This is a genomic window from Sphingomonas lycopersici (assembly GCF_026130605.1).
Lineage (GTDB): Bacteria > Pseudomonadota > Alphaproteobacteria > Sphingomonadales > Sphingomonadaceae > Sphingomonas > Sphingomonas lycopersici.
In genome coordinates this window covers 44,027-53,420 of sequence record NZ_JANFAU010000020.1, presented here as the reverse complement: position 1 = coordinate 53,420, position 9,394 = coordinate 44,027, and the positions used below count along the sequence as shown (strand labels likewise).

General features: G+C 66.0%; 10 protein-coding genes. 3 read left to right on the top strand and 7 right to left on the bottom strand.

All coding sequences use genetic code 11. The features are described 5' to 3' along the window. From NED98_RS22190 to NED98_RS22180, 3 genes are all read right to left on the bottom strand, one after another. Positions 1-145: 1-deoxy-D-xylulose-5-phosphate synthase N-terminal domain-containing protein (locus tag NED98_RS22190; protein ID WP_265271591.1), on the bottom strand; the 145-nt coding region annotated here is incomplete at its 3' end. 54 nt (positions 146-199) lie between these two features. Then, positions 200-1,216, bottom strand: coding sequence for an MlaA family lipoprotein (locus NED98_RS22185; RefSeq protein WP_265314517.1), 1,017 nt, complete (start codon positions 1,214-1,216; stop codon positions 200-202). Next, the gene (locus NED98_RS22180; RefSeq protein WP_179512204.1) at positions 1,213-1,806 is read right to left on the bottom strand and encodes an ABC transporter substrate-binding protein; all 594 of its coding nucleotides are present in this window, start codon (positions 1,804-1,806) and stop codon (positions 1,213-1,215) included. Before NED98_RS22180 ends, NED98_RS22185 begins: the two co-directional genes overlap by 4 nt. A 170-nt stretch (positions 1,807-1,976) precedes the next feature. Here NED98_RS22180 and ispH point away from each other — a divergent pair, with 170 nt between their 5' ends. Continuing rightward, positions 1,977-2,942, top strand: coding sequence for a 4-hydroxy-3-methylbut-2-enyl diphosphate reductase (gene ispH / locus NED98_RS22175; protein ID WP_265314515.1), 966 nt, complete (start codon positions 1,977-1,979; stop codon positions 2,940-2,942). Between the two features lie 10 nt (positions 2,943-2,952). Then, the gene (hpnH, locus tag NED98_RS22170; protein ID WP_179512202.1) at positions 2,953-4,098 is read left to right on the top strand and encodes an adenosyl-hopene transferase HpnH; all 1,146 of its coding nucleotides are present in this window, start codon (positions 2,953-2,955) and stop codon (positions 4,096-4,098) included. 3 nt (positions 4,099-4,101) lie between these two features. Here hpnH and NED98_RS22165 read toward each other — a convergent pair whose 3' ends face one another. From NED98_RS22165 to NED98_RS22155, 3 genes are all read right to left on the bottom strand, one after another. Beyond that, on the bottom strand, positions 4,102-4,761 hold the full coding sequence (locus tag NED98_RS22165) for a phosphorylase family protein (protein ID WP_265314514.1): 660 nt from the start codon (positions 4,759-4,761) through the stop codon (positions 4,102-4,104). Next, positions 4,758-6,701: a squalene--hopene cyclase gene (shc, locus tag NED98_RS22160; protein WP_265314511.1), complete on the bottom strand. Its 1,944-nt coding sequence runs from the start codon at positions 6,699-6,701 to the stop codon at positions 4,758-4,760. The genes NED98_RS22165 and shc overlap by 4 nt, the downstream gene beginning before the upstream one ends. Positions 6,702-6,858: 157 nt before the next feature. Further along, positions 6,859-7,602, bottom strand: coding sequence for a glutaredoxin family protein (locus NED98_RS22155; RefSeq protein ID WP_265314509.1), 744 nt, complete (start codon positions 7,600-7,602; stop codon positions 6,859-6,861). A 79-nt stretch (positions 7,603-7,681) separates the two neighbouring features. Between NED98_RS22155 and NED98_RS22150 the strand changes: the two genes are divergently transcribed. Further along, a complete protein-coding gene (locus tag NED98_RS22150; RefSeq protein WP_179513698.1) occupies positions 7,682-8,071 on the top strand; it encodes a MerR family transcriptional regulator in 390 nt (129 codons plus the stop codon). A 6-nt stretch (positions 8,072-8,077) separates the two neighbouring features. Here the strand turns inward: NED98_RS22150 and NED98_RS22145 are convergent, their stop codons facing one another. Next, positions 8,078-9,250 carry an acyl-CoA dehydrogenase family protein gene (locus NED98_RS22145; protein WP_265314508.1) on the bottom strand — a complete coding sequence of 391 codons (1,173 nt, stop codon included), beginning with the start codon at positions 9,248-9,250 and terminating at the stop codon, positions 8,078-8,080. Between the last annotated feature and the right edge of the window lie 144 nt (positions 9,251-9,394).

Sequence of the window (9,394 nt, the reverse complement as noted above, 5' to 3'; positions counted from 1 at the left end):
GATGCCCCCCGGTCTGGCCCACCGCCGAAATCGTCTCCGCGCGCAGCTCGTCCGCCACCTCGCGCAACCGCTCAGGCGGCAAACGACGCAGCGCCAACGGATCGGCTATCGTGTCAAGCAATGGCGTTTCGAAGCTAATGGTCATGGGGCGCCTTACTTAATTCGTCATATCCCTGAAACAATCGTCGTGATCAGGGCATCAATGCGGCACGGGTGAGGCGGGATCGGTTAGCGGATCCTGCAATTCCCGTGGGTTATCGGATTTAGCCGCCGGCGGCGCGGTGCCGGCGCCGGGATCGTGCAGCGGATCGTCGAGTTCGGTCGCGGGCGTTTCTCCCGTGCCGTGATCATGCAGCGCCGCGACTTCCGCCGCGCGGTTCTGCAGCCAGACCGAACGCAGCGTCGCATAAGGATCGACCGCGCCGCTGAACAGCGCACGCAGATCGGCATCGGATTCGGCGCGCAGATCGAGCCCGGTGACCGCAAGGCTGCCGAACTGATAACGCCAGTTGGTGAACGGCTCGCCGATCACCAGCGGCCAGCCGATGCCGTCGAGCGGACCGCCCAATATGTCGCGCAACGTCGTCGGGCCGACCAGCGGCAGGAACAGATACGGACCGGGGCCGACGCCATAATAGGCCAAAGTATCCCCGAAGAAATTGTCCTTGTGCGGGATATGGAACGGCTTGCGCTTCGCGACGTCGAACAGCCCGCCGATCCCGATCGTCGAATTGACCAGAAAGCGCGCGAACGGACGCAGCGCCTTTCCGAAGCGCAATTGCAGCAGATAATTGGCGAAAACGACCGGCTCGGTCAGGTTGCTGAAGAAATTGCGCACCCCCGACCGCACCGGCTTGGGCACGATATGTTTGTAGCCCATCGCCGCCGGGCGATAGATCGCCTTGTCGAGCCCCTGGTGGATGCCGAACATCGCGCGATTGAAGCCTTCGAGCGGGTCGCCGGGATAATGGCGCGATGCCGCGGGGGTGGGCGGCGCGGCGGCGGTCGTCGTGGCCGGATCGGCGAGCGGATCGGCCAGCTCGCGCGGCGCCTCTGCACTCGCCGGCGTTGCGGCCGGCGGCGGTGGCACGACGACGACCGGCGGCGCGGCCTGTGCCGGAACGACGACCGCCGCCGGGGGCGCGGTGTCGATCGGTTGGGCCTGCACCGGCGCGGCGACCAGCACCGCGACGGGAAGAAGGAATGGGACCGTCAAAAGCTACCCTTGGCGGCGAGACTGTCGAGATGCGCGACCAGCGCCTTCGCGCCGCCCCTGGCGAGCACGCTCGCGAAATCCGAGCGCCGCGTCGCGACCTGGCTGATCGAATTGCGATAGAAGACGTCGATGATCTTCCACGCCCCGCCGGTCTGACGCAGGCGATAGCTGATCGCGATATCCGCCTTGCCCGGTGCGGCGAGCGTGGTGCGGACCAATTTGTCGCCGCCGCGCGCCTCGATCCGATCGGCGATGACGAAGCGTTCGCCCGACCAATCGTCGAAATTGGTGGCATATTGCGCGATCGTCATACGGCGGAACGCGGCGACCAGCGCTTGCTGATCGGCGGGGGCGGTGGTGGTCCAGGCCGGGCCGACCGCAAGCCGCGTCATCAGCGGCAGATCGAAGGCGCGGTCGATCACCGGGGCGATCGACGCGGCGCGGCTCTTGACCGTTCCTTTCGCCTTCATGATCGCGAGAAGGCCGTCGTCCAGCCCCTGCACCGCGGTGCGCGCGGGATCGGTCTGCGCCTGGGCGGGAACGGCCGCGATCAGCGCGAAAGGCAAGGCGGCAGCGAAGGGGATACGCATCGAACACTCCGAAAACGGTTGCCGCTAGAGTAACGTGTTCAATGCAGGGGCGTCCACCCCTCGACGCGACAGGGACTTGCGTCGCCTCGCATATTTCTTTCTTTTGTAAGGAGGATAGAGCGACTATCTGCAGCGCACGGGAGCCGGTAAATGATGGTGTTTAGCGTAAGATGACCGGTGATTCTGCTTCATCCCCGCTCAATGTGTTGCTCGCCAGCCCCCGCGGTTTCTGCGCCGGGGTGATCCGCGCGATCGATATCGTCGAACGCGCGCTCGAGCTCTATGGCGCGCCGGTCTATGTGCGGCACGAAATCGTCCACAACCGGCGGGTGGTCGAGCGGTTGCGCGCGATGGGCGCGATCTTCGTCGAGGAGCTCGATGAGATTCCCGCCGGCGCGCCGACCGTGTTCAGCGCGCACGGAGTCGCACGTTCGGTCGAGGAGGCCGCCGCCGCGCGCGATCTGCCGGTGCTCGACGCGACCTGTCCTCTGGTCACCAAGGTCCACGTGCAGGGGCGCCGCTACGTCAAGGCGGGGCGGACGCTGGTGCTGATCGGCCACGCCGGCCACGCCGAGGTGATCGGCACGATGGGGCAGATCGATGCGCCGGTCCATCTCGTCTCGACCGCCGAGGACGTCGTCGCGCTGCCGCTCGCGACCGATACGCCGATCGCTTATGTCACCCAGACCACGCTGAGCGTCGATGATACCCGCGGGGTGATCGCGGCGCTCCACCAGCATTTCGACGATGTGGTCGGGCCGGACGTCGCCGATATCTGCTATGCGACGCAGAACCGGCAGACCGCGGTGCGCGATCTGGCGCGGCAGAGCGATCTCCTGATCGTCGTCGGCGCGCGCAACAGCTCCAATTCGAGCCGGTTACGCGAGATCGGCGACGAGATGGGCGTGCCAAGCTATCTGGTGGATGACGGGAGTGCCGTCGATCCGCTATGGCTGAACGGCGTCGGGACCGTCGGCATCACCGCCGGGGCATCCGCGCCTGATGAACTGGTGGAGAATGTGATCGCCGCGCTCGCCGCGGTGCGCCCGGTTGCCGTGCGGCAGCTGGACGGTGTTAAGGAAGAAATCGAATTCACCCTGCCGGCCCAGCTCAGACGGGCAATGGCCGCGGAATAGGATTGATCGGATGAGTTTACCGCTTGCGCAAGTCGCCCGGATCGGCGCCTACACGCTGAAGCAGCATATCAAGGGCGGGCGCTATCCGCTGGTGCTGATGCTGGAGCCGCTGTTCCGCTGCAACCTGGCGTGCCCCGGCTGCGGCAAGATCGATTATCCCGACGCGATCCTCAATCAGCGCATGTCCTATGAGCAATGCATGGAAGCGATCGACGAATGCGGCGCGCCGGCGGTTTCGATCGCCGGCGGCGAGCCGCTGCTGCATCGCGATATGGCGCGGATCGTAAAGGGCTATATCGCGAAGAAGAAATTCGTGATCCTTTGCACCAACGCTCTGCTTTTGAAGAAGAAGATCGACGAATATTCGCCGTCACCGTTCTTCACCTGGTCGATCCACCTCGATGGTGACCGGCAGATGCACGATCATGCGGTCGATCGCGAGGGCACCTATGAGGTGGCGATCGAGGCGATCCAGCTCGCCAAGTCGAAGGGGTTCCGCGTCCAGGTCAATTGCACCGTGTTCGATGGTGCCGACGCCGGGCGGCTGGCGGCATTCTTCGACGAGATGGAGGCGCTGGGCGTCGAGATCACGGTCTCGCCCGGCTATGCCTATGAGCGCGCCGCCGATCAGGAGCATTTCTTCAACCGTGAGCGCACCAAGCGCTTCTTCCGCGACGTTTTCGCGCGCGGCGACGGCGGCAAGGCGTGGACCTTCACCAATTCGCCGTTGTTCCTCGATTTCCTCGCCGGCAACCAGACCTATGAATGCACCCCCTGGTCGATGCCGTTGCGCACGATCTTCGGCTGGCAGAAGCCGTGCTACCTGCTCGGCGAGGGCTATGTCGCGACCTTCAAGGAGCTGATGGAAGGCACCGACTGGGAGCAGTACGGCGTCGGCAAGTACGAGAAATGCTCGAACTGCATGACGCATTGCGGCTTCGAGGGCACCGCCGCAACCGATGCGATCCGCCACCCGCTCAAGATGTTCAAGCTCGGGCGCAACGGGGTGAAGACCGAGGGGGCGATGGCGCCCGACGTCGACCTTTCGAACGCGCGGCCGGCGGAGGACGTCTATTCGAGCCACGTCGAGCGCGAGCTCGAACGGATCAAGGCCGCCGACCCCGAGGGGTATAAGCGTGTCCAGAACGCGGCGTGACGGTTAGAGGCGATCGATCCCGGCGCGGATGATCGCCTCGAACGCTTGTGACAGACTGCTGAACGCGCGGTCGGCCTGCCGCCCGGTGCGGATCAGTGCGGGAAGCTGCCCGGGGTTGCGTGCCAGCGACGCCAGCACCGCACCGAGCGCCATCCCGCCGTCGGGGCGCATTCCGACCAGTGCGGCAGGCGGCAGATCGTCGGTCGCGCGGTCGGAGATCACCCGCAACGCAGCGAAGCGCAGCCCATGTCGCGCGGCGACACGCGCGGCGACATGGGTCTCCATATCGACCGCGAGCGCGCCGGTGCGCTGGGCGAGCGCCCGTTTCTCGGCGACGGTCGCGGCGATCGTGTCGCTCCCGGCGATCGTTCCGCGATGCGCGCGGGGCAGCGCCTGACCCAGTCGCTCGACCACAGCCGCATCGCCGTCGATCACGATTTCGCCGGGTTCGAGCGACGGCACGAGCGCGCCCGCGATGCCGCACGACAGGATGATAGCGGCAGATCCTTCGACAAGCTCAGCGCGAGCGGCGGATGCCGCACGCTCCAGCGCCGCCTCAAGCCGCATCGCATCGCCGCCGCCGATCACCGTCACGACATCGCCGCTGGCGCGGGCGACGATCCGCGCCTCGCGCTTCAGCCCGCAGGCGACGATCAGCGTCACATCCCGACCGTGACGCGCTTGGTGTTCGATCGTTTGAGGTTGCGGTAACGCGCCATCGCCCACAGCGGGAAATATTTCGGATAGCCGTGGTAGCGCAGGTAGAAGACTCGCGGGAAACCGCCGCCGGTATAATATTCCTGCCCCCACAGCCCGTCGGCTTCCTGATGCGCCGCGAGCCATTCGGTGCCGCGCTGCACCGCCTCGCTCTCCACCTCGCCCGCGGCCATCAGCCCGAGCAACGCCCAGGCGGTCTGCGAGGCGGTGGACGGGGCGGGAACATGCCCGGTGCGTTTGAGGTCGTAGCTGTCGCAATCCTCGCCCCAGCCGCCGTCGGGATTCTGGATCGCGCGGAGCCACGCCACCGCGCGCGCGACCATCGGCTCCTCGGGCTCCAGCCCCGCCGCATTGAGCGCGCACAGCACCGACCAGGTGCCGTAGATGTAATTCACCCCCCAGCGGCCGAACCAGCTCCCGTCGGGCTCCTGTTCGCGGCGCAGATAATCGAGCGCGGCGGCCATCCGGGGACTGTCGCGTCCTTCGCCGAGCTGCGCGAGCATCGACACGCAGCGCGCCGAAACGTCGGCGGTCGGCGGATCGAGCAACGCGCCGTGATCGGCGAAGGGCAGGTTGTTGAGATAGTCGTAGCTGTTGTCAGCGTCGAACGCACCCCAGCCGCCGTTCTTCGATTGCAGCCCGACGGTCCATTCGACCCCGCGATCGATCGGCATGCGATCGGCGACCGCGGCACGGTCCATCGCCATCACCACCACCGCGGTATCGTCGAGATCGGGGTAATGATCGTTGTTATACTGGAACGCCCAGCCGCCCGGCCGCACACCCGGGCGCTCCTCGGCCCAGTCGCCCTCGACATCGAGCACCTGGCGCGGCTTGAGCCAGTCGAGCGCTGCTTCGGCGCGGGCCTGATTGACCTCGCCGCCCGCTTCCATCATCGCATGCGCGGCGAGCGCGGTATCCCACACCGGGGAGACGCAGGGCTGGCAATAAGCCTCCTCCTCGCCGATCACGAGGAGGTTCTCGACCGACTGGCGCGCGATCGCGCGCGTCGGATGATCCTCGGGATAGCCGAGCAGGTCGAACATCATCACGCTGTTCGCCATCGCCGGGTAGATCGCGCCGAGCCCGTCCTCGCCGTTGAGCCGCTCGACCACCCAATTTTCGCAGGTCTTGATCGCGCGTTCGCGCAGCTTCGTCGGCCACAGCCCGTCGACCGCCTTGAGCACGCGATCGAGCGCATTGAACCCCTTGGTCCACAGCCATTTGGGATCGGCGGCGCGCGTCTCGAGATGTGCGGCCTTGCCGGTGTACAATTCGTCGACCCGGATGTTCTTCGCATTGCGAGCGACCGGCCGACGCGCGGCGAGCACCAGCAGCGGCACCACCACGGTGCGCGCCCAATAGCTCATCTTGGAGAGATGGATCGGGAACCAGCGCGGCAGCAGGATGATCTCGGGCGGCATCGTCGGCACCGCCGACCACGGCCCGGCATCGAACAGCGCGAGCTGGATCCGGGTAAAGACATTGCTCGCCGCCGCGCCGCCCGCGGCAAGGATCGCGGCGCGCGCGCGGGCCATATGCGGCGCGTCCACGTCGTCGCCGATCATCTTGAGCGCATAATAAGCCTTCACGCTTGCGCTGAGATCGAAACCGCCGGCGTGGAACAGCCCCCAGCCGTGATGCGTGGCAGACTGGATACGGTGCAGATAGCGCGCGATCTTCGCCTCCAGCACGGCATCGACCGGCTCGCCGAGATAGTGGCGTAGAAGGACATATTCGGCCGGGATCGTGCAATCGGCTTCGAGCTCGAACACCCAATGCCCGTCGACGCGCTGCGCATCGGTGAGCGCGGCGGCGGCGCGGTCGACCGCGGCGTCGACGGCGGCAAGCGGGTGGTCGGCGGCTGGGGGAGCGAGCGTGGCCATGCCCGCCTGTTATCGTCGGTCGGTGGGTTAGGGAAGCGCTACGCATGCCACCGTCATGCCGGGCTGACCCGGCATCCAGAACCACAAAGGGTATCGGTCATTACTCTGGATGCCGGATCAAGTCCGGCCTGACGAAAAGTGAGGTGCTGGCCCTTGGCTATTTCGCCACCATCCAGATCGCCATCGCGACCATCATTACATTCTCGGTCAGCGACAGGAAGCCGAGCGGGACGTTGCTCGATCCGCCGACGCAGGCGCATTTGAGCTCGCGCCGGTCGATATAGACCGCCTTGAACACCGAAACCGCGCCGATGCTGCCGATGAAAAAGGCGACCGGCACCGAGACCCACATCAGCACGTCCGCGGCCATCAGCACCCCGGCCAGCCCCTCGGCGAAGGGGTAGATCGTGGCATAGGGCACCCAGCGCTTCGCGAGCAGATCGTAGTTGAGGAACATCGACGAGAAGCGCTCGACATCCTGCAGCTTGAGCATCGCCAGCACACACATGCTGAACGCGATAAACCACTCGCCGGCGTGGATCGTCAGCGGCGTGCCGAAGGCGGCAAAGCTCGCCGCGAGCGCCATCAGCGCGGTCATCGCGAACACCGCGATCACCGGGCGGTAGCTCGTCTCGCCGGGAGCGGCGACATGCATCCCGAAATAGCGGCGCAGCGCGTCATAGCCGCCGATGCGCTCGCCATCGACGAATATCTGCGGGGTCGTCTGCACCTGCTGCTGCGCCTTGAACGCATCGGTTTCGTCGCGGGTAGTCAGCCAGTGATCGTCGACCGTAAACCCCTTTCGACGCAGCAAATGGAGCGCCTTCAACCCATAGGGACAGGTGTGGCCGGGCATCACCATGCGATAGAGCTGGGCTGTGCGAGAAGAGGCGGTCGTCATGATTGGCACCGGCTTGTTATTGGTTGGTGCCGGCGCATATAGGGTCCGTACCATAGTACGGAGTCAAGCCTTGACCGCGATGACGATTGCAAAACTGGCCGAATCCGGCGGCGTCGGGGTGGAAACGATACGTTATTATCAGCGTCGCGGGTTGTTGCCCGAGCCCGAGCGCCCGCTTTCCGGGGTGCGACGCTACGGGAGCGACGACGTGCGCCGGCTGAGCTTCATCCGTGCCGCGCAGGCGGCAGGGTTCACGCTGGAGGAGATCGGCGAATTGCTCCGGCTCGACGCGGTCGACGATCGCCCGCGGGCGCGCGAACTGGCGCTGCGTCGCGTGGCGGAACTCGATCGGCGTATCGCGGAATTGCGTGGCGCGCGCGAAGCGCTGGTGCGGCTCGCGACCGAATGCGGCAGCGGTGAGGGTCGGGCCTGCCCGATCCTCACCGCGTTCGAGAGGGTGGAGGGATAGGGGCCCTCAATAACTCCGCGGCAGGCCGAGGACATGTTCGGCGAGGAACGACAGGATGAGGTTGGTCGAGATCGGCGCGACCTGATAGAGCCGCGTCTCCCTGAACTTGCGCTCGACGTCATATTCCTCGGCGAAACCGAACCCGCCGTGGGTCTGGATACAGACATTGCCCGCCTCGACCGAGGCATCGGCGGCGAGCATCTTCGCCATATTGGCCTCGGCGCCATTGGGCTTGCCCGCCTCGTAGAGCCGCGCCGCCTCATGCACCATCAGCTCGGCCGCGCGCATATTGGCGTAGGCGCGCGCGATCGGGAAGGAGATGCCCTGGTTCTTGCCGATCGCGCGGCCGAACACATGGCGTTCGCCGGCATAATCGACCGACTTTCTGGTGAACCATTTGGCATCGCCGACGCATTCCGCGGCGATCAGCACGCGTTCGGCGTTCATGCCCGAGAGGATGTAGCGAAAGCCCTTGCCCTCCTCGCCGAGCAGATTGGCGGCGGGGATGCGCATATTGTCGAAGAAGATCTCGGTCGTCGCGTGGTTCATCATCGTGCGGATCGGGCGGATCGTCAGCGAGCCGTCGGCGAGCGCCTGTTTCATGTCGACGATGAAGGTCGAGAGGCCGTCGGTCTTCTTCGCCACCTGGTCGCGCGGGGTGGTGCGCGCCAGGAGCAGCAGCAGATCGGAATGTTCGGCGCGGCTCGTCCAGATCTTCTGCCCGTTGACGACATAATCGTCGCCGTCGCGCACCGCCGTGGTGCGCAGCGCGGTGGTGTCGGTGCCGCTCGTCGGCTCGGTCACCCCGAACGCCTGTAGCCGAAGCTCGCCGGTGGCGATCTTGGGGAGATAGGCGCGCTTCTGCGCCTCCGACCCGTGGCGCAGGATCGTTCCCATCGTATACATTTGCGCGTGGCACGCCCCGCCGTTGCAGCCTTCCGACTGGATCGTCTCCAAGATCGCCGCCGCGGCGCTGAGCCCGAGCCCCGAGCCGCCATATTCCTCCGGGATCAGCACCGAGAGATACCCCGCGGCGGTCAGCGCCTGGACGAAGGCGGTGGGATATTCGCGCTTCTCGTCGAGCCTGCGCCAATAGTCGCCGGGGAATTCGGCGCATAATTTGCGCACGCCCTCGCGGATTTCGGGGAAATTCTCTTCGTCGAAGGGGCTGAGGATCATCGTCACCGTCCACATCAGGGCTCGCGCCGGGTGCCGCAGGCCTCCGGCACGCGCGCGAAAAGGGCAAGGCGCTTTATGCACCCGAGCGCAAAAATCGGAAACGCAGCGTCTCTTCGGGCCGGGCTGTGCCGGCGCGAATAATCG